17 protein-coding genes and 2 pseudogenes are annotated in these 21485 nt (G+C 50.5%); 6 read left to right on the top strand and 13 right to left on the bottom strand.

The genetic code is table 11. The features are described 5' to 3' along the window. Window positions 1–345: 345 nt before the first annotated feature. The gene (locus A7090_RS16140) at window positions 346–2565 is read right to left on the bottom strand and encodes a YgiQ family radical SAM protein (RefSeq protein ID WP_105274785.1); all 2220 of its coding nucleotides are present in this window, start codon (window positions 2563–2565) and stop codon (window positions 346–348) included. A gap of 190 nt (window positions 2566–2755) precedes the next feature. Here A7090_RS16140 and A7090_RS16135 point away from each other — a divergent pair. Further along, window positions 2756–3122, top strand: a pseudogene (locus A7090_RS16135) (IS1 family transposase); the annotation flags it as partial. Between the two features lie 66 nt (window positions 3123–3188). On the opposite strand, the gene A7090_RS26645 reads toward A7090_RS16135, so the two are convergent. The 7 genes and pseudogenes from A7090_RS26645 to ygiW all read right to left on the bottom strand — a co-directional run bounded on the left by A7090_RS26645 (window position 3189) and on the right by ygiW (window position 11049). Then, entirely contained in the window at window positions 3189–4598 is a 1410-nt protein-coding gene (locus A7090_RS26645; protein WP_240246550.1) for a hypothetical protein, read from the bottom strand. A 230-nt stretch (window positions 4599–4828) separates the two neighbouring features. After that, complete coding sequence (gene ftsP / locus A7090_RS16120; RefSeq protein ID WP_105274784.1) at window positions 4829–6241, bottom strand: cell division protein FtsP; 1413 nt, start codon at window positions 6239–6241, stop codon at window positions 4829–4831. Between the two features lie 73 nt (window positions 6242–6314). Then, window positions 6315–7052: a 1-acylglycerol-3-phosphate O-acyltransferase gene (gene plsC, locus A7090_RS16115; RefSeq protein WP_105274783.1), complete on the bottom strand. Its 738-nt coding sequence runs from the start codon at window positions 7050–7052 to the stop codon at window positions 6315–6317. A gap of 231 nt (window positions 7053–7283) precedes the next feature. Beyond that, window positions 7284–9542 (bottom strand): DNA topoisomerase IV subunit A, encoded by a 2259-nt coding sequence (parC, locus tag A7090_RS16110; RefSeq protein WP_105274782.1) that lies wholly within the window; start codon window positions 9540–9542, stop codon window positions 7284–7286. A 137-nt stretch (window positions 9543–9679) separates the two neighbouring features. Beyond that, window positions 9680–9928 (bottom strand): annotated as a pseudogene (locus A7090_RS16105) (ABC transporter substrate-binding protein); the annotation flags it as partial. A 193-nt stretch (window positions 9929–10121) separates the two neighbouring features. Further along, window positions 10122–10604, bottom strand: a complete 483-nt coding sequence (locus A7090_RS16100; protein ID WP_105274781.1) for an AraC family transcriptional regulator — start codon at window positions 10602–10604, stop codon at window positions 10122–10124. A 52-nt stretch (window positions 10605–10656) separates the two neighbouring features. Further along, entirely contained in the window at window positions 10657–11049 is a 393-nt protein-coding gene (ygiW, locus tag A7090_RS16095) for an OB fold stress tolerance protein YgiW (RefSeq protein ID WP_105274780.1), read from the bottom strand. A 151-nt stretch (window positions 11050–11200) separates the two neighbouring features. On the opposite strand from ygiW, the gene qseB reads away from it, so the two are divergent. The 4 genes from qseB to A7090_RS16075 all read left to right on the top strand — a co-directional run bounded on the left by qseB (window position 11201) and on the right by A7090_RS16075 (window position 14242). Further along, a complete protein-coding gene (gene qseB / locus A7090_RS16090; protein WP_105274779.1) occupies window positions 11201–11860 on the top strand; it encodes a quorum sensing response regulator transcription factor QseB in 660 nt (219 codons plus the stop codon). Further along, on the top strand, window positions 11857–13212 hold the full coding sequence (gene qseC / locus A7090_RS16085) for a quorum sensing histidine kinase QseC (RefSeq protein ID WP_105274778.1): 1356 nt from the start codon (window positions 11857–11859) through the stop codon (window positions 13210–13212). The genes qseB and qseC overlap by 4 nt, the downstream gene beginning before the upstream one ends. A 103-nt stretch (window positions 13213–13315) precedes the next feature. Further along, window positions 13316–13897, top strand: coding sequence for an NADPH:quinone oxidoreductase MdaB (gene mdaB / locus A7090_RS16080; RefSeq protein WP_105274777.1), 582 nt, complete (start codon window positions 13316–13318; stop codon window positions 13895–13897). 30 nt (window positions 13898–13927) lie between these two features. Beyond that, entirely contained in the window at window positions 13928–14242 is a 315-nt protein-coding gene (locus A7090_RS16075) for a putative quinol monooxygenase (RefSeq protein ID WP_105274776.1), read from the top strand. A gap of 44 nt (window positions 14243–14286) precedes the next feature. Here the strand turns inward: A7090_RS16075 and A7090_RS16070 are convergent, their stop codons facing one another. From A7090_RS16070 to A7090_RS16050, 5 genes are read right to left on the bottom strand one after another with little or no spacing between them, the layout of a single operon-like run. Continuing rightward, window positions 14287–15174 (bottom strand): MurR/RpiR family transcriptional regulator, encoded by an 888-nt coding sequence (locus tag A7090_RS16070; RefSeq protein ID WP_105274775.1) that lies wholly within the window; start codon window positions 15172–15174, stop codon window positions 14287–14289. Next, on the bottom strand, window positions 15171–16118 hold the full coding sequence (locus A7090_RS16065; RefSeq protein ID WP_105274774.1) for an iron-siderophore ABC transporter substrate-binding protein: 948 nt from the start codon (window positions 16116–16118) through the stop codon (window positions 15171–15173). The genes A7090_RS16070 and A7090_RS16065 overlap by 4 nt, the downstream gene beginning before the upstream one ends. Window positions 16119–16128: 10 nt before the next feature. Continuing rightward, on the bottom strand, window positions 16129–17166 hold the full coding sequence (locus A7090_RS16060) for a FecCD family ABC transporter permease (RefSeq protein ID WP_123056963.1): 1038 nt from the start codon (window positions 17164–17166) through the stop codon (window positions 16129–16131). An 8-nt stretch (window positions 17167–17174) separates the two neighbouring features. After that, window positions 17175–18158: a FecCD family ABC transporter permease gene (locus A7090_RS16055; protein ID WP_105274772.1), complete on the bottom strand. Its 984-nt coding sequence runs from the start codon at window positions 18156–18158 to the stop codon at window positions 17175–17177. Next, window positions 18155–18964, bottom strand: a complete 810-nt coding sequence (locus A7090_RS16050) for an ABC transporter ATP-binding protein (protein WP_105274771.1) — start codon at window positions 18962–18964, stop codon at window positions 18155–18157. The genes A7090_RS16055 and A7090_RS16050 overlap by 4 nt, the downstream gene beginning before the upstream one ends. Window positions 18965–19333: 369 nt before the next feature. Between A7090_RS16050 and A7090_RS16045 the strand changes: the two genes are divergently transcribed. Continuing rightward, window positions 19334–21475 carry a TonB-dependent siderophore receptor gene (locus A7090_RS16045; RefSeq protein WP_105274770.1) on the top strand — a complete coding sequence of 714 codons (2142 nt, stop codon included), beginning with the start codon at window positions 19334–19336 and terminating at the stop codon, window positions 21473–21475. Window positions 21476–21485: the final 10 nt, after the last annotated feature.

Genomic DNA, 21485 nt, shown 5'->3' with positions numbered 1-21485 from the left:
TGGACATTATTTTTGTAGAGCCGGAGGAAACAGACCAGACGGTTTAAATGAGCCGGTTACAAATGAAGCCACTATTGTTAATCATTTCTATATTAATCCCCTGCCCAGTCTCCCCCATTAAATGTTGAACAACCTCGTGGGCTGGCTCATCTATACTCTAAATAATTCGAGTTGCAGGAAGGCGGCAAGTGAGAGAATCCCGATGAGCTTACATAAGTAAGTGATTCGGGTGAACGAACGCAGCCAACGCACATGCAACTTGAAGTATGACGGGTATAAATGCCTAATGAGATAGATTCTGAAGTAATATCCCCGGTAGCAATTCTGCTACCGGGAACAGCGAATCTAACGTCCAACCACTGCTTTAGGCCGTTTCTTCGCGCCGACATTCACCGGACGAGATTGCGTAGACGACGCTTTTTTTGCCGTAGCAGAGGTCTGACGCTGAGTCGCCATCGGCGTATGTTTGGTCAACGCTGGCCGGGTATTGCGGTTCTGACGGCGAGCTTCACGCATCTCTTCAATGGTTGGCGCAGGCACTAAGCAATCGCGACGGCTGCCAATCAGATGCTTTTTACCCATCGCTTCCAGCGCCTGGCGAATTAACGGCCAGTTTGCCGGATCGTGGTAACGCAACAACGCTTTATGCAAACGACGCTGTTTGTCGCCCTTCGGTACGAAGACGTCTTCACTCTTATAACCAATCTTCGCCAGCGGGTTTTTCCCGGTGTAATACATGGTGGTCGAGTTAGCCAGCGGCGATGGGTAGAAGTTCTGTACCTGGTCGAGACGGAAACGATGCTTTTTCAGCCACAGCGCCAGATTCACCATGTCTTCATCACGCGTACCCGGGTGCGCAGAGATGAAATACGGGATCAGATACTGCTCTTTACCTGCCTGTTTCGAGTAAGTATCAAACAGCTCTTTAAAGCGGTCATAGCTGCCCATGCCCGGCTTCATCATCTTCGACAACGGCCCTTCTTCGGTATGTTCCGGGGCAATCTTCAGATAACCACCAACGTGATGAGTTGCCAGCTCTTTGATATAGCGCGGATCTTTCACGGCGATGTCATAACGTACGCCTGAGGCGATGAGGATCTTTTTAATCCCTTTCAGATCGCGAGCGCGGCGATAGAGGTTGATCGTCGGTTCGTGGTTAGTGTCCATATGCGGACAAATATCCGGATAAACGCAAGACAAACGACGGCAGGTTTGCTCGGCGCGTGGCGATTTGCAGCGCAACATATACATGTTGGCAGTTGGCCCACCAAGATCGGAAATCACGCCCGTAAAACCAGGAACGGTGTCGCGGATCGCTTCAATCTCATTAATGATCGAATCTTCCGAACGGCTCTGAATAATACGTCCTTCGTGCTCGGTAATAGAACAGAAAGAACAACCGCCAAAGCAGCCACGCATAATGTTGACCGAGAAACGGATCATTTCGTAAGCCGGAATACGGGCATTGCCATAGGCCGGATGCGGTACGCGCTTGTACGGCAGCGCAAAGACGCTATCCATCTCTTCGGTAGAAAGCGGTATTGCAGGTGGGTTGATCCACACATAGCGGTCGCCGTGTTTTTGCATCAACGCACGGGCACAGCCTGGGTTGGTTTCGTGGTGCAGAATACGCGAAGCATGAGCGTACAGCACTTTGTCGCCCTTCACTTTCTCGAATGAAGGCAACAACACGTAGGTTTTTTCCCACGGTTTCGGGCGCGGCGGCTGCACGGTAACGGCTTTGGCTTCCTGCTTTTTCGGTGCCACCGGTTTGTTATCAGCGCACGGCAAATCTTCGCCATACGGGTGCGGAATCGGGTCTATTTTCCCTGGGGTATCGAGACGGGTGGAATCCACACCGCTCCAGCCAGGCAGCGCTTCTTTCACGATAATCGCGGTATTACGCACATCGCGGATTTCACTAATCGGCTCGCCCATCGCCAGACGATGCGCCACTTCCACCAGCGGACGCTCACCGTTACCGAACATCAGCATGTCGGCTTTGGAATCCACCAGCACGGAACGGCGCACGGTATCCGACCAGTAATCATAATGCGCGGTACGGCGCAGGCTGGCCTCAATACCGCCGAGGATCACCGGCACATCTTTCCACGCCTCTTTACAACGTTGGGTATAAACCAGTGTGGCGCGATCGGGGCGCTTACCCGCGACGTTATCCGGCGTGTAGGCATCGTCATGACGTAAACGGCGATCGGCGGTATAGCGGTTGATCATCGAATCCATGTTGCCAGCAGTAACGCCGAAAAACAGATTCGGTTTACCCAGCCGCATGAAATCGTTTTTGCTGTTCCAGTCCGGTTGGGCGATGATCCCGACGCGAAAGCCCTGCGCTTCCAGCATACGACCGCAAATCGCCATCCCGAAGCTTGGGTGATCGACATACGCGTCGCCAGTAACCAAAATGATGTCGCAGCTATCCCAGCCAAGTTGATCCATCTCTTCACGAGACATCGGCAAAAACGGTGCCGGCCCAAAACAGGCGGCCCAGTACTGCGGCCAGGAGAACAGGTCGCGATCCGGTTGGATCAGGGAGATAGAGCTCATTTTGCTTCCAGAAATGGTAAAAAAATAATCAAAGGCCGGGGATTATACGCTGTATCACGCAGGGAAATGAAGTGATGTTGATAAACGGTGACGAAATACCCCAGCGAGCGCTGACTCCCTGGCTGAAATTGCATCAGCAAAAACAAAAGGTAATGCCTCTAATTAGTTGAATTGCTTTTGAGGTTTTCTTATGGCCAGCGTTACTGCTCATTGTCCCCGTTGTCAGTCTGCTCAGATCTACCGCCATGGTCAGAACCCTAAAGACGTGACCGGTTTCGCTGTCGTGACTGCCATCGCGTGTTTCTACTCACCTACACCTATGAAGCCCGCAAGCTCGGCAGCACTGGCTCTGGTACGCATACAACACCAAAACAGGCGGTGTTCTGGCTTATACGTTTGGCCCACGCACGGATGAAACCTGCCGCGAACTTCTGGCACTGCTCGCGCCGTTTAATATTGGCATGATAACCCGCGATGACTGGGGCAGTTATGCCAGAAAAGTGCCGAAGGCGAAGCATCTGACGGGCAAAATATTCACTCAGCGTATTGAACAAAACACATGTTCTACTAATTGGATGCACTACCTAAAATAGTACATTTCTATCGGATGACTCCCGGTCAGTTTACTTCTTTGTACACATCGAGGACTGCATGCGGCGTAATTGATTCACTGACAGAACAAGCTCTTTCGCCTGGAAACTTTCTTCAATCGCAGTACAGAATTGCGTTTGGCTCATTCCGGCAGTCAAAAAATCGTCTGGGGTCATGCCATCCTTAATACAGTTCATTATTTCATCTGCCGCCAGTGGCGTGTTTTTCGCCAGCATATCCTTTAAAATCAATGGAAAGGTTTCGTGATCATCCTCGTATTTTTGTCGCCAGGTCGCCAGGAGCAATGGCGTTGAGTGTTCCTGAAGTTGAGTAAACCGTTGCCAGTCAATTAGGTTAGCGTCAATCAGTGCTTGTATTGCAGCAATATTCCCAAAACGCACAACATAAGTGAGCACTGTCCTACCACTCTTATCCCGCGACTCCAGTAGAGTTGGCGACGCCTTCACCTGTTGCACCAGTTCCACCGTGTTGGGGATTACGGACAACGCTTCCAGACGCAAAACAGATGTGGGTGGCGGTTGTATCTGCCAAAAAGCCTTCAGCGTTGCACTGTCATAAGCATCAATAACATTTGCATATGCCTCCTGGGTTAATAATTCCGGCATCAGAGGCAGCAAGGTCAGACTTATCTCGCGGGCAGCGACAAGTTGGCGAGCAATATCGTCTTTGTTATAGCGAATGGGTATGCGTATTCCCTGGTACATATTTTGTAACGGATTATATTGACGAACGATCTCGCGGTATTCCTGCGCTTGTTGGGAATCCCCCTGTAGAAAGCGACTGAATGCACGGATGGCACGGGTATTGTAATGTTCCAACGCGATGGTAAAAAATGAGCGGGAAAAATACTTTTCATCACCAACGGAAGGAACGGCAAATGGTGAGATACGCTTTGACAGATAGCGAAAGGCATTTTCGGACGTTTCATTTTCCGGGGATTTCAACGCCACCAGCAACATCCGCTCCAGATGCTGCGTGTCATAAATAGCATCCAGTGTACGGAAATTCTGCTGCTCTGCGTGGGCCAACTGACTTAATTGTTGGTGATTAAAGCCGATTTTGAATAACGTAGGCTGAACCTGCCAAAATAACAGCAGCAAGCAAATAGTGTGGCAAACACACGTCCATACGAGGGAACGCTGTGACCACTTATTTATCACTAATATCAATAATAGACTGGGGAATAATACCCACACCGATTCCAATAAAGTCAAAACCGCAACGGAATATCGCGCCAAATAAGACAAACCGAGTGACACCAGTAGCGCCATCACCAGTTGCGGCAATGCACCACTGAAGACTACTTTTCGACATTTCGGGCTAAAAAAAGAACAAAAAATCACGATGAATAGCGTCAATAAATAGCCACCCAGTATGAACACCGTCAGAATAAAATGGTGAAGAAATTCATCGTTACGCATGGATTAATCCTTTATTTTTTATCTATATTTCACTTCACTAACAGCATTCATACAGATGTCATCAACGGTTCAACTATGAAGTAGAGCAATATCAGCAGGAAAATAAAGTGAACACGCCATGAATGTATTATTTGCCTGGCGGGAAAAAAACCAACCGGTAACAGGCCGAACTCATCGATGATTCATTCTTGTATCGCCCCAACTTCTCCGTGGGGCGATAAATTGGTACGTTACGGTACCGGATTGACCAACAGTTGCCCAATCGAGCCACGGTCGGCCATTTCCAGCGTCTGACTGTTAAAGTAGAACGGGAAGTGTGCCCAGGAAGGCTGACCGAAATAAACAAGCAGCTCCACTTGTCCATCAACCCAAACGGTATCTTTCCAGCCTCTGTCTTCCGGGAACGGCATCGCACCATTCACGTTACGGATCTGGAACATGACGCCTTCAATATGGAACGCTTGCGGCTCGTCCGCACGTACTGTCCAGCGTTCCCACGTTCCTTGCTGCGCGGTGACATCAATACGGTTGACGTCCCACAGCTGCCCATTAATACCCGGGTCATCACCCAAACTGAGATCACGACTACGAATCGGCGAACCCGCCATGATTTCAGTTGGCAGCAGGCGCATCGGCAGACTGTCTGTAACCAGCGGCAGAAGACCGGTTGGGCGCAGTGTTAGCACCAGCGTAGAAACCAGAATGCTGGATGGCTCAAAGAAGCCACGAATACGATCAACAATGCTCGCCGCTTCACCACAGGTGATAGACACTTCATCACCGTTGCTCATATCAACCAGAATCTCACGGCGCTCGCCCGGCGCCAGCGAAAGCTGCTTCACCGATACAGGAGCAGGCAGGAATCCCTGATCGCCAGAAATCACATGTAACGGACGACCATCGCTCATCTGCAGTTGATAGCGGCGAGAGTTCGACGCGTTCAACAGGCGCAGGCGCACCCAACCGCGTGAAACTTCAACATACGGGCTTTGTACACCATTAACCAGCAGCGTATCACCAACAAAGCCGCCGCTTCCCGGTTCGTTGTATTCTGGCGTACCAAAGTTATCCAGCCTTTTATCCTGGATAATGACAGGAAAATCATCCACACCATAATGGTTGGGAATGGGCAGCGACTTGCTGACTTCATCTTCCACCAGCCACATTCCGGCAAGGCCGTTATAGACCTGCTGAGCCGTGCGGTTGGGAGTATTGGCGTGATACCACAAGGTCGCTGCGTTCTGGCGAATGGGTAGTACGGGCGCCCAGTCAGCGTTTGGCGACATCATCCGTGCCGGACCGCCCATCAGCGGGCCTGGTACCTGTAGCCCGGCCACCGTCATTGAGACATTTTCTGTCAGGCGGTTGCTGTAAATAAGCTTAACATCGTCGCCCTTCCAGACGCGGATAGTCGGCCCCAGGTAACGACCGTTAATCCCCCAGACCGACGCGCGAGTCCCTGGCGTAAATGACCAGTGCGCACGTTGTACAGTCATAAACAGCGGTTGCCCACGGCGAGACTCAAGCAGCGGTGGAACGGGTAGCGGTTGCTGTTGCCCGGCTGCGCTGGCCTTCAGGGGAACAGCGCCTGCACAAAGTGCAATCCCCGATGCCTGAATGAACTGACGCCGACTGAGTGACATATTTGCTCCATGTAAAACTGGCTAAAGTAATACTGTGCAGGAAAGTGTTCCCGCAAAAATACAGATTGCCGACTTAAACTTTTCCGGCGGCTTCGCGTTCTGCGACTTCTTTATCGAGCTCGGCGATTTTTTGTTCCATTATCGAACGACAATGGGCAGCCAACTCACGAACCTGATCTTTGCCATACTGACTGACGTCAATTGGCGGCAGCATTTCGACAATCACCAGACCGTTGTGTAGCCGGTTAAGATTAATCTTATTCGAAGTGGTAGAGACGCACACGGGAATAATCGGGACGCCCGCCGCAATTGCCGCGTGAAATGCTCCGGTCTTGAACGGCAGCAGACCGCGACCACGGCTGCGGGTACCTTCCGGGAACATCCAGATGGAAATACGGCGTTTTTTGAAGTGATCCACGACTTCCGCAATCGTGCCGTGAGCCTTCGTGCGATTGTTTCTGTCGATCAATAAGTTGCCGGTTAGCCAGTACAACTGCCCGAAGAAGGGGATCCATAGCAAACTCTTTTTACCTACCGTCACCGTCGGCGGCTGTACGATGTTCGATGCTGTCACCATGTCATAGTTGTTCTGGTGGTTAGCGATATAGATAGCATTGCCGTAGCTTTCAGCATCTGCAGGTTTGCGGCACTCAACTTTCAGGCCGAACAGCGGCGCAAGACGGCCAAACATATGCCCAAAGGTGGCGACATGTTTCGGGTTTCGTGGGCTGAAAAGGCAGTAAATAGAGCCGAATACACAGACTAAGATGCTGAAAATCAAGGTAATAATAAGACGAAAGATATATAGCATAACACCCTCTGAAGGTCTGAGAGACTGGCATTGTACGTCACCTGAGATCAGGTTAGGGCATTGTTAAAAGCCGCTCTCTGGAAAAGCGTATTGTTAATCGCAACGCATGAATAAACAACGGTTTCAAGGGAATTTTTATTGTTTCCGGGGGTTGAATTCGCTGCCGGATGACGACTTAACGTTTCATCCGGCATTCCTTACAAGTGGGAGGAAGCAAGGCCTCCCCGCATATTACTCTTCGCTATCACCGCTGCTGGCGCGGCGAGGAGAGTCGATCTCGACACGATCGATACGCTGCAAACCGCGCATCAACGTACCGCGGCGTCCACGTTCGCCAGTGACTTTCTGCAACTCTTCCGGGCGCAGTTTAATTTTGCGTTTCCCGACATGAATGGTCAGCGTGCTTTGCGGTGGTAGAACGTACAGTTGCGCCAGACCATCCTCGCCCCGAGCGGCTTCTGCCGACGGAATGTTGATAATCTTATTGCCTTTACCCTTCGACAGCTGCGGCAAATCACTTACCGGGAACATCAACATACGACCTGCCTGCGTGATTGCCAGCAGCATATCGGAAGCATCTTCAATCACCACCGGCGGCATAACATGAGCATTTTCCGGTAAAGTGATTAAGACCTTACCTGCACGATTACGCGCCACCAGATCGTTAAAGGTGCAGACAAAACCATAACCCGCGTCGGAAGCCATCAACAGTTTCTGATCGTCGCTTTCCATTAGCATATGGTCAACGGTCGCCCCTGGCGGCAACGTCAATTTGCCGGTGAGCGGTTCGCCCTGACCACGCGCCGACGGCAGCGTAATCGGGTCAATGGCATAGCTACGACCGGTGGAATCCACAAACACTACCGGTTGGTTGCTCTTACCTTTCACCGCCGCTTTGAAACTATCACCCGCTTTATAGTTCAGGCCCGGCGCGTCGATGTCATGGCCTTTAGCGCTGCGTACCCACCCCATCTGCGACAGCACAATAGTGACAGGTTCAGACGGCAGCATGTCGTGCTCGCTCATCGCTTTCGCTTCTTCGCGCTCCTGCAACGGCGAACGGCGATCGTCACCGTAGGTTTGCGCGTCTGCCTGCAGCTCTTTCTTCAACAGGTTATTCATTTTACGCTCGGAAGCCAGAATGCCCTGCAACTGGTCGCGCTCTTTTTCCAGCTCACTCTGCTCACCGCGAATCTTCATCTCTTCCAGTTTGGCGAGATGACGCAGTTTCAGTTCGAGGATCGCTTCTGCCTGGGTTTCCGTGAGGCCAAAGCGCGACATCAGCGCCGGTTTCGGTTCATCTTCATTACGAATGATCTCAATCACTTCGTCGATATTGAGGAACGCCACCAGCAAACCTTCGAGGATATGCAGGCGCTTGAGAACTTTCTCCAGACGATAGTTCAGTCGGCGGCGCACAGTATCGCGGCGGAATACCAGCCATTCGGAGAGGATTTCCAGCAGGTTTTTCACCGCCGGACGCCCATCCAGACCGATCATATTGAGGTTAATGCGATAGCTCTTTTCCAGATCAGTGGTAGCGAAGAGGTGGTTCATCACCTGATCCATATCCACGCGGTTAGAACGCGGCACAATCACCAGACGGGTCGGGCTCTCGTGGTCAGATTCATCGCGCAGATCGTCAACCATCGGCAGCTTTTTGTTGCGCATTTGCGCAGCAATTTGCTCCAGTACGCGCGCACCTGAAACCTGATGCGGCAATGCGCTGATAACCACTGCGCCATCTTCTTTCTTCCACACCGCGCGCATACGTACAGAACCGCGACCATTTTCGTAGATTTTACGGATCTCGGCACGCGAGGTGATGATTTCCGCTTCGGTCGGATAATCCGGCCCCTGCACGATATCCAGCAGTTGATCGAGCGTGGTTTTCGGCTGGTCGATTAATGCGATTGCCGCCTGAGCCACTTCACGCAGGTTATGCGGTGGAATATCGGTCGCCATGCCGACGGCAATACCAGTCGTGCCGTTAAGCAAAATGTTTGGCAGACGGGCAGGCAGCATTTTCGGCTCCTGCAAAGTGCCGTCGAAGTTTGGCACCCAGTCAGCCGTCCCCTGCCCTAGCTCGCTCAATAGCAGCTCGGAATATTTCGACAACCGAGATTCGGTGTAACGCATCGCCGCGAACGATTTCGGATCGTCCGGCGCGCCCCAGTTCCCCTGACCATCCACCAGCGGATAACGGTAAGAGAACGGCTGCGCCATCAGGACCATCGCCTCATAACAGGCGCTATCGCCGTGTGGATGGTATTTACCCAGTACGTCACCGACGGTACGGGCCGATTTTTTAAATTTGGCGCTGGCATTCAGGCCCAGTTCAGACATCGCATACACAATGCGGCGCTGAACAGGTTTCAGACCATCACCAATAAACGGCAACGCACGGTCCATGATGACGTACATGGAATAGTTTAAGTAGGCGTTTTCCGTAAATTCATGTAGCGCAAGGCGCTCTGCCATATCGCTCATTAATTCTGATTCCTCAACTTATTCGCCAGCCTTCAAAGGGGCAATATTGCCGGAGATACTACATTATCTGCCGCGTCGAGTCACAGGAGATCAGCGTGAATAGCGCCGCCGGACGTGATCCGACGGCGATAAAGGCATCAATGTGCCTTGATATACAACTCTTTGCTATAGACATAATCCTGAGGATTATGCAGCGGAAAACCGCCAACGTAGGGTTTAAGCAGTTTGATTAACGGCTGATAGTAGATAGGAATCAGCGGTGCCTGCTGGTTGATGATCACTTCTGCCTGCTGATACAACGCATTACGCTTTTTCGCATCAGTGATCTGTGTGGCCTGGTTTAGTAAGGCGTCATATTGCATATTTTTCCAGTGGCCGACGTTTTTTGGCGTGCAGAAATTTTTTCGTTAGCTACCCATTTATCAAGCACAAAGGCACCGTTGTAAACCACGGAACCGGCTGCTCAAGCGGAACTTCAAGAGTATGATCATCCGTCGCTTTGGCACCCAACTGCCCGCGACATTGTTCGCTCAAACTGATAGCGAGTGATTTGGCTCACACTCCGCTAAAGATTCCCTATCACGCCAACGGCACATAAACATCCGTTTCCAGTCGCTGCTCAGTCACCCCTTCGGCAAGATTGGTGTAGTGAAACAGAATCGGTGCTTTACGCATTTTCTCGCCGCTTGCAGGCAGCCAGTGGCGAATGATGCCCCATATCGTATGTGAAATATCGTCCAGCTCACCAACGTGGCGGGCCACGGCATAGCGTCCACCGGTAAGTTCACCATTACTCACGCCATAACGATTATCGGGAATCGGTTCGCTAACGCTGCCGCAGATATCAAAGCGGAACGCTTCCGGTGCGGTGGTGGCAGGGTCGTCCCAGGCGACACCAAAAGTCTGGCTTTGGTTAACAGGAGAAAGCCCCGTCTCTTTACGCCACATGATAAATTTCGCCACGCTATAGTTGAGCAACTCAGGGCTACAGCGGTGCGGCAACATCGCCACAGGGGTTGATGGGAAATCGATAATGTTTACATCCAGTGCCAGGTTTGTCATTTTGCCTCCCTGCGAAATTATTCCCGGGAACGCGTCCCGGGAGCGGTAACCATTACGGATTGACCTTGCGGATCTGTTTGACGTCAATTTCAACAGAATTCCAGTCTTTATCGACTTCACCCTGAATCTCAACCGTATCTTTCGGCGTCACCGTCACGCCGTTCCAGCGTTTGTGGTCGATATCAACATTGATAGTACCGCTGGCATCTTTGAACACGTAGAGATCGTCAGCGATGCGTTCAACGATATTGCCGCGCAGGGTGACCCAGTTGTCGTCACGTAGAGATTTTGCGTTTTCTACAGTCGTTACGCTGCCGTTCGGCCCCTGGAATCCTCCGGCCTGACTTTGCGTTGCCGATGGGCCAGAAAAACCGCCCTGCTCTGCTGCCATCACCGGTGCGCTGCACAGGGCCATTACTGCGATTGCTGCTGCGAATTTTTTCATGTTTATTACTCCCTTTAATGTCTGTTTCCGAGCATTTAACAAAATAGTCCTTAACAACTTCTTAAGGGGAAAAAATAAATTTTAGTGCTGTACAGAGCGCGTTACAACACGGTTTACTGGCAGCAAATACGGTTATCACAGGGATGAAAAAATGCGAATTTTACTGATAGAAGATGACATGCTGATTGGCGACGGCATCAAAACAGGCCTTAGTAAAATGGGTTTTAGCGTCGACTGGTTTACACAAGGTCGTCAGGGAAAAGAGGCGCTATATAGCGCGCCTTATGATGCGGTGATCCTGGATTTAACCTTACCAGGCATGGATGGTCGGGATATTTTGCGCGAATGGCGAGAAAAAGGTCAGCGTGAGCCGGTACTGATCCTGACCGCGCGCGATGCGCTGGCAGAACGTGTAGAAGGGCTGCGTCTGGGCGCTGACGATTATCTGTGTAAACCTTTTGCGTTGATAGAAGTCGCCGCCAGGCTGGAAGCTCTGATGCGCCGAAGCAACGGCCTGGCCAGCAACGAACTGCGCCACGATAACGTCATGCTCGACCCCGGCAAACGTATCGCCACGCTGGCTGGCGAACCCTTAACGCTGAAACCAAAAGAATTTGCCCTGCTGGAATTACTGATGCGTAACGCTGGTCGGGTACTGCCGCGCAAGCTGATTGAAGAGAAACTGTATACCTGGGACGAAGAGGTCACCAGTAATGCTGTTGAAGTTCATGTGCATCATCTGAGACGCAAACTCGGTAGTGATTTTATTCGTACCGTTCATGGTATTGGCTACACATTAGGTGAGAAATGAAATTTACCCAACGCCTTAGTCTGCGAGTCAGGCTGACGCTAATCTTTTTAATTCTGGCCTCGGTGACCTGGCTGCTTTCCAGCTTTGTCGCCTGGAAACAAACAACGGATAACGTCGATGAACTGTTCGACACCCAACAGATGCTGTTTGCCAAGCGACTAAGTACGCTCGATCTCAACGAAATCAACGCTGCGGATCGCATGGCACAGACGTCAAATAAATTAAAGCACGGTAATGTGGATGATGATGCGCTGACCTTTGCCATCTTTACCCACGACGGCAGAATGGTTCTTAATGATGGCGATAACGGAGAAGATATTCCCTATAGCTATCAACGGGAAGGTTTTACTGACGGGCAACTGGTCGGTGAAGACGATCCCTGGCGTTTTGTCTGGATGACCTCACCTGATGGCAAATATCGCATCGTTGTGGGTCAGGAATGGGAATACCGTGAAGACATGGCGCTGGCGATTGTTACCGGACAATTGATCCCGTGGCTGATCGCTCTGCCGATTATGTTAATCATCATGATGGTACTACTGGGTCGTGAACTCGCGCCGCTGAACAAACTGGCGCTGGCGCTACGTATGCGTGACCCTGACTCAGAAAAACCACTAAACGCGACTGGCGTACCCAGCGAAGTACGTCCGCTGGTTGAGTCGTTGAATCAACTGTTCGCCCGCACACACGCGATGATGGTTCGTGAACGACGCTTTACCTCCGACGCAGCTCACGAACTACGTAGCCCGTTAACGGCGCTGAAAGTGCAAACCGAAGTTGCGCAGCTCTCTGACGATGATCCGCTGGCGCGGAAAAAAGCACAGCTCCAATTACATTCCGGGATCGATCGCGCTACTCGTCTGGTTGATCAACTGCTCACTCTATCTCGGCTGGACTCACTGGATAACCTTCAGGACGTCGCTGAGATCCCGCTTGAAGACCTCCTGCAATCGTCGGTGATGGATATTTACCACACGGCGCAGCAGGCAAAAATTGACGTGCGACTGACACTCAATGCCCACAGCATCAAACGCACCGGACAACCGCTATTGCTAAGTGTGTTGGTACGAAATCTTCTGGATAACGCCGTGCGCTACAGTCCACAGGGCAGCGTGGTGGACGTCACGCTGAATGCCGATAATTTCATCGTGAGGGATAACGGCCCCGGTGTGACCCCAGAGGCACTGGCACGAATTGGCGAACGTTTCTATCGCCCACCGGGACAAACCGCCACCGGCAGCGGACTGGGGCTGTCAATTGTCCAGCGAATCGCCAGGTTGCATGGCATGAATGTTGTTTTTGGGAATGCGGAACAAGGTGGATTTGAGGCGAAGGTGAGCTGGTCAGAGTAAGACTTTTGCTAAATTCGCAAAAGACTTTGCACATTTTGCTAATTTCACCGTACCGCTCTATGACGTACTATGGCCGGCAAACGTCTCACCTTGAGGATAAAAAATGAGTAACATCCTGATTATCAACGGCGCGAAAAAATTCGCCCATTCCAATGGTCAACTGAACGACACCCTGACCGAAGTCGCGGATGGCACGTTGCGCGACCTCGGGCATGATGTCCGCATCGTTCGCGCCGAGAGCGATTACGATGTGAAAGCCGAAGTACAAAACTTTCTCTGGGCTGATGTGGTGATCTGGCAGATGCCAGGCTGGTGGATGGGCGCACCGTGGACGGTGAAAAAATATATTGATGATGTGTTCACCGAAGGTCACGGTACGCTGTATGCCAGCGATGGCCGCACCCGTAAAGATTCGTCGAAAAAATACGGTTCTGGTGGTTTGGTGCAGAGTAAAAAATACATGCTTTCCCTGACATGGAATGCACCAATGGAAGCTTTCACTGAAAAAGACCAATTCTTCCAGGGTGTTGGCGTGGACGGTGTGTATCTGCCGTTCCATAAAGCGAACCAATTCCTCGGTATGGAACCGCTGCCAACCTTTATCGCTAATGACGTGATAAAAATGCCTGATGTTCCCCGCTATACTGAAGAATATCGCAAGCATCTTGTGGAAATTTTTGGTTAACTAAGGCTCAGGCTTTAGAAGGAGTTAACCATGATTACAGTAATCGCAGAAATCCGTACTCGTCCTGGTCAACATCACCGTCAGGCGGTGTTGGATCAGTTTGCTAAAATCGTTCCAACCGTACTGAAAGAAGAAGGTTGCCACGGCTATACGCCAATGGTGGATTGCGCTGCTGGCGTGAGTTTCCAGTCTACGGCACCGGATTCTATTGTGATGATTGAGCAGTGGGAAAGCATCGCGCACCTTGAAGCGCATCTGCAAACCCCGCACATGAAAGCATATAGCGAAGCCGTAAAAGGCGACGTGCTGGAGATGAATATTCGTATCCTGCAGCCGGGGCTTTGACATTTCTGAAAAGAGGCCGGTGCTGCTACCGGTCTCAGGTCAGATTAGCCATTCTTTCTTCCCGTTTTCAGACCCCGATGGAAATCGTTAATTCGCTTAATGGTTTTAACCGCACGCTGCGGCACTGCGGAAGCCACCGACCAGACAATCATTTCCAGGCACAACAATACTGTACCATGTAGCGGCGTTTTCCCCTTTTCATCGCCGCGCGGAACATGAATCACGATACTGGCGTCCTTGCTAAAACGCGAATCCAGAGCGTTTGTCAGCAAAATAACAGGGATCCCCAGTCGTCTTGCCTCTCGCAGCGTTGTCAGTCCTTCCCGGTGTGCGGATTTTTGCGCCATCATGATCAATACATCACCACGTTGAAGCGCGATCAACTGCTCGGCAAGACCAATACCAGTACGGTTTAGTGCCGTGGCGGGTAAGCCAATACGGTTAAATAACCGCGCAGTATAGTCTGCCAGTATACCCGAAGCGCCAATGCCAAAAATAACAACTTGCCGCGCCTGCACCAGCATGGCTACCGCTTGTGCAAGCGCGTGGCGGTTTTCAGGCTCTGACAGGACATTACAGGTATACAAATGCCCTTCAAGAACAAAGTCGATTGCGGTGTTAACATCATTCGTCAAGTTACTCACCGTCGTAGACATCTTTTCGCTGGAGCTAAGGGCAGGCCCCAGCCATTGTTCCAGAGTGCGCTTCAGATCTCGCAGTCCCGTAAACCCCAGGGCTTGTATAGCCCGAATCACTGTGGCATCGGAAGTGTTCAACGTGGCGGCAATTTCCATCGCTGTTTGCTCGAGTACCACTTCACGATGCTCATTAATGTAGCTGGCGACGGCTCTTAGCCCTGGCGTTAACTGACTCGCGCGAGTGCGAAAACGCTCACCAAAAATATCAACCCGCGTTTTGTCTTTCTGAATCATTTAGCCTCCGGTAGAGGTCGTCCCGCAATTTGTGATTGTATCTGCGCAGCCATCAGCCCCAGAGATGCAAAGGAGTTAGAAATCGCCTCTTCACGAGAAATCAGCACATAGCGCCCGGAGCGGCAGGCCGTCAGAAACTGACACCATCCCGGCATGACTTTTTCCATTGCTGCCAGCTCATCCTGAGGTTTGCCACCGGTGTCACCGCGCCAGGTTGCAAAAACAAAATCGGCATCCAGTTCAGGTAAACGCTCCGCGCTCACATCCATTCGCCCACCTTCAGGAATGCTCTCAATCAGCGGCGGGAAGCGAAATCCTGCATCGCGTAATACACGCCCCAGCGAATGATAACTATGCATCACATTAATTTTTCCCTGATTTGCCTGAATCACCGATACCGTTATTTTTTGGCTGTCCAGCGTCGCCTTTAGCGCATTGATTTGTGCCCGATAGCGGCGTTTAAGTATCTCCAGCCGCGACTGCGTTCCTGTAAGTTCTGCCAGCTTGCGGTAAATTTCTGGTGCCCCCCCTTTGAGATGATCAATGCTCACCGTGGGCGCAATTTTTTCCAATTGTTCAATGGGCGTATTACGGGTCGGTTCTGTGATGATCAGGTCAGGCTTTGCCGCCACAATCGCTTCAATATCAATATCCGCTGTGCCAATAAAGGTGATCGATGAATTATCGAAGTCGACACCTGTCAGTAACACGCCTGATCGAATGAAATGACTACCGTCAGGCCGCGTTCGCCCGTGGCTGGCAACAGGAGGTACACCGAGCTCAATCAGAGGAATAGTGATATCAAGATCGTGTAAAGAGACAATTCTCTTTGGGTGTGCAGGAACAGTGACTTTGCGCCCCAAATCATCAGTAAAGACCTGAACAGGTTCTGTTGCACGTGCAAAAAATGACAACAGTATCAGCAGAGAAAAAAATAAACGCATATAACTCCCGTTAAAAACTGTTCCTGCGCTGCCAGAGCAGTAGTAAAAAAAAGGGTCCACCAATCAGTGAGATAATGATTCCGGCTGGCAGTTGCAAAGGCAAAAAAGCCAAACGCCCCATGCTATCTGCCAGGATAACTAACAACGCCCCCGATACGGCGCTCCCCAGCAGTAATGTCGTCTGCCCGCCACGTAGAATGAAACGTGATATATGGGGGGCTATCAATCCAACAAAACCGATGTTACCAACACACGAAACGCAGACGGCAGTCAGGATTATTGGTGCGGCTACACGCAAAAACGCCAGACGAGAACTATTCACGCCTAACCCGGTGGCAACCTGATGACCAAGCAAAGCAATATCTGCCGTCCGGGCGGTGAACAGCAATAAAAGAGCGGCTGGCAACATCCAACAGGCTGAAATACCGACCAACATCCAGTTAGCTGCATGAAGGCTTCCTGATAACCACATCAATGCAGTTTGTACATCACGAACATCTGCTGTGGTCATAAATACACCAATACCGGCGGCGAAAAACCAGGAAACACCAATGCCAATCAGAACAAATCGCGGACGGGAAATATCGCGCGCACAAAAAATCACGATTAAAGCTACCAACAAGCCACCAGCAAGACCAGCCACTGGGCGCCAGAACATTCCCAGCATTGGAAACTGGAAAATCAGCCACAGCACAGCCACGCTACATCCTTCTTTGACGCCGATTAAACCGGGATCAGCAAGGCCGTTACGCGCAATGGATTGCATTGCGGCCCCTGCCATACCTAACATGGCCCCACATAGCAATGCCATGATGACTCTCGGCAAGCGAATATCCTGCACAATATAACGTGCGTCTGTGCTTACGTTTTCTGGAGCAAACAACGCTCGCCCGACTTCCGATGCCGGGATGGAGAAAGAGCCATGCATCAGACCGAATATCAGTATTCCAACTGCAAGCAGAAACAGCATGCCAAGCAACACCAGATTTTTAGGACGTACCCGTGTCGAAAACTTACCAACACGTAGTGGGCGTAGCCCGACGTTCATTATCAGACTCATTTGAACATCCTCGTCGCCATAATGACAAAAACGGGCGCACCAACTAACGCTGTCATGACACCAGTCGCCAGCTCATAGGGGGTGAAAAGCGTCCGGGCGATAATATCTGCCAGTAATAACAAGAGAGCGCCGACACAAGCCGAAAGAGGGAGAAGGACACGCAGATCCGCAGATACCAGGCGCCGGACCATCTGCGGCACTAGCAGGCCGACAAAGCCAATGGGGCCAGCAATCGATACGGCAGCACCGCAGAGCAACGCGATCGCGATCAAAGTGAATGTCCGCGTACGTAGTACCGAGACGCCCAGCCCCAGCGCCATGCGATCGCCCAGCGCCAGCATGTTAAGAGAGGAGGCAAGGTAAAGGGCTAATACAAATCCCCCCAGAGAAAACCAGGCAGACGTACCAAGCGTCGCCCAATCCTGCCCCGCTAAATCACCCGCTAACCATGTCCGCATCGCCAGCAGTGTTTGTTCGTCAAGAATCAGGATTGCTGCTGTTACTGAGGAAACAAACGCCGATAGCGCCACGCCGCATAAAGTAACTTTCATTGGCGTTAACCCTGAACGCCCTGCGGAGGAAAGCAGCAATATCATCAGAAACAATAACGCGCCCCCCGCAGATGCCAACAGTGGGCGCCCAACAGGAAACGCCAGCCCAAGTGCGCTGGCGGCAACGACGGCCAGGGCGGCTCCGGCATTTAAGCCTAAAATATGTGGCTCCCCCAATGGGTTACGAATGACTGCCTGCAACAAAGCACCAGCAACGCCAAGAGAAGCACCGGTAAGCAATGCAGCCGCTAAACGCGGCAAACGGAGTCTTACAATTACGTTGTGATCGAAGTTTTGCGGTTCAAAATGAAGAAATGCCTGCAACACAGTTTGTGGTGCAATAAATCGGGCACCAATCCCAGGATATACCACGCATCCCACCAGCAGTAAGGCGAGGAAAATGACAGTAACCAGTCCCGTGCGTATCATACTTTTTCTACACCACGAAACGGCATGAAGAACGGTTTTCCCGTCAGAGGATTTATTGATGCGTGAACATCAACGTCAAAGACAGCTTTTACCAGCTCAGGTGTGCAATGCTCCCCCTCATTCAACACACGCACCACTTTCCCCTGGCGTAAAAATATCAACGTATCACCATAATTCACGGCAAAATTCAGATCATGCAACACCACGACAACTGTACGTCCGTGATGACGCGTTAAATCATGTAATAACTCAAGAATTTCAACTTGATAACGTAAATCAAGCCAGGTTGTGGGTTCATCCAGCAGGATGTAAGGCGTCTTTTGCGCCAACACCATCGCAATCCAGCATCGCTGGCGCTGCCCACCAGAGAGTTTTTCAACCGGTAAATGTGCAAACTCCTGCGTACCGGTTAATTTCAGAGCCTCTTCTACCGCCTGCTCGTCGGAGTCGCTCCATTGGCGTATGAAATTTTGCCAGGGAAAACGCCCACGCGATACCAGTTCATAAACGGTTAAGCCCTCCGGCAATAATGGCGATTGCGGCAAGATCCCAAGTCTGCGGGATAATGCTTTCGTTGGTTGCTCGTGAATCGCTTTACCATCCAGCAATATTGAGCCACCCATGGGTTGTAAGATACGTGCAATGGTGCTGAGCAACGTCGACTTTCCACAGCCGTTTGCCCCAACCAGAACGGTCATTTTTTCTGTGGGAACAGAGAAAGAAACACCATCAACAATGATTTTCTTGTGATACCCGGCAGAAACATTGTCGAGGATCAGCCCCTGCCCTTTTGCGTTATGTGCCACGTGTACGCCAACTTAATCAAAGAAAAACAAAAATAAAACTCATTCTCTTTTGAGAGTTTGACGCCACAAAATGTAGTAGTCAAGAAGTTAAAAGCCACACAAAAAAAGGAAAATAGCAGGCAAGGTGTCATTAAGAATAAAAATAAAAACATTGAATATTAATAGGTTAACAACAATCAGGTTGCATTAACCTCTCATAAAAACACATGTAGCATTTTTTTGTTATTTCTCATTTACTACTACATCATCACATGATTGAATGATTCTCAATTACATATCCGGTGGCGAAATAACAAACGGATAGTGCTTAAGCAACAAGAAACAATTTTCACTCACGACAATCCGTGAGTTTTTGGGGTAATAGACTAAATGGCTAAGTTCACATCTTCATTCTCTGGAGTCAAAGGTCGGGCGCTTTTTTCACTGCTCTTTGCGGCACCGATGATTCATGCAACAGATACTGTAACGACCAAAGATGGCGAAACAATTACTGTTACAGCAGATGCAAATACCGCAACTGAGGCGACCGATGGTTATCAACCTCTGAGCACCTCCACGGCGACATTAACCGATATGCCGATGCTGGATATCCCGCAAGTGGTCAATACGGTTAGCGATCAAGTATTGGAAAATCAGAATGCGACGACGCTGGATGAGGCGCTTTATAACGTCAGTAACGTGGTACAGACCAACACATTAGGCGGGACTCAGGATGCTTTTGTTCGTCGTGGGTTTGGCGCTAACCGGGATGGCTCCATCATGACCAATGGTCTGCGAACCGTACTTCCTCGCAGCTTCAACGCCGCAACAGAACGTGTGGAAGTGCTAAAAGGCCCGGCCTCCACGCTATATGGCATTCTCGATCCTGGTGGACTGATTAACGTCGTGACCAAGCGTCCGGAAAAAACATTTCATGGTACTGTTTCAGCTACGTCATCCAGTTTCGGAGGTGGCTCCGGGCAGCTTGATATCACAGGCCCCATTGAAGGCACTCAACTGGCGTATCGACTTACCGGTGAAGTACAGGATGAAGATTACTGGCGAAACTTTGGTAAAGAGCGCAGTACATTTATTGCGCCATCACTCACCTGGTTTGGTGATAATGCAACAGTAACCATGCTCTATTCCCATCGGGACTATAAAACGCCGTTCGATCGTGGAACGATTTTCGACCTTACGACAAAACAGCCCGTAAACGTTGATCGAAAAATACGTTTCGACGAACCGTTTAATATTACAGATGGTCAGTCCGATCTGGCGCAACTCAACGCAGAATATCATCTCAATAGTCAGTGGACAGCGCGCTTTGATTACGGCTACAGCCAGGATAAATACAGCGATAATCAGGCTCGCGTTACCGCGTATGATGCAACGACAGGAACGCTGACACGGCGTGTTGATGCAACTCAGGGATCTACCCAGCGTATGCATTCTACTCGTGCGGATCTGCAAGGGAATGTTGATATTGCCGGATTCTATAATGAGATTCTGGGTGGGGTGTCATATGAATATTATGATCTTCTGCGCACGGATATGATTCGCTGTAAAAAAGCGAAAGATTTCAATATTTACAACCCTGTTTATGGCAATACCAGCAAATGCACAACGGTCTCGGCCTCGGACAGTGATCAGACGATCAAACAAGAGAGCTACTCAGCGTATGCTCAGGACGCGTTCTATCTGACCGATAACTGGATTGCCGTCGCCGGGATCCGCTATCAGTATTACACGCAATATGCGGGTAAAGGCCGTCCTTTTAATATCAATACTGACAGCCGCGATGAACAATGGACTCCCAAACTGGGGGTGGTCTACAAACTGACGCCATCGGTATCCTTATTTGCTAATTATTCGCAAACATTTATGCCGCAGTCGTCAATTGCCAGCTACATTGGCGATCTTCCACCGGAATCATCTAATGCTTACGAAGTCGGGGCAAAATTCGAGCTGTTTGATGGTATCACCGCAGATATTGCGCTGTTTGATATCCATAAACGTAACGTGTTGTATACCGAAAGTATTGGTGATGAAACCATCGCCAAAACGGCAGGTCGCGTTCGTTCAAGAGGGGTAGAAGTCGACCTTGCGGGAGCATTAACTGAAAACATTAATATCATTGCCAGCTACGGCTATACCGATGCGAAGGTTCTGGAAGATCCTGATTATGCAGGGAAACCATTGCCGAATGTTCCTCGTCATACCGGTTCGCTATTCCTGACCTATGACATTCATAATATGCCAGGCAATAACACACTGACGTTTGGCGGTGGTGGACATGGCGTAAGTCGTCGTTCGGCAACCAATGGGGCTGACTATTATCTGCCTGGCTATTTCATTGCCGATGCCTTCGCCGCATACAAAATGAAATTGCAGTATCCGGTCACTCTGCAAGTAAACGTCAAAAACCTGTTTGATAAAACGTATTACACCTCTTCCATCGCCACAAATAATCTGGGCAACCAGATTGGCGATCCTCGTGAAGTGCAATTCACAGTGAAAATGGAATTTTGATCAAAAAAAG

It is taken from the genome of Escherichia sp. MOD1-EC7003 (assembly GCF_002965065.1).
GTDB lineage: Bacteria > Pseudomonadota > Gammaproteobacteria > Enterobacterales > Enterobacteriaceae > Escherichia.
Note: the sequence above shows the minus strand (reverse complement) of the source record. Positions and strands in the feature narration are given on the sequence as shown.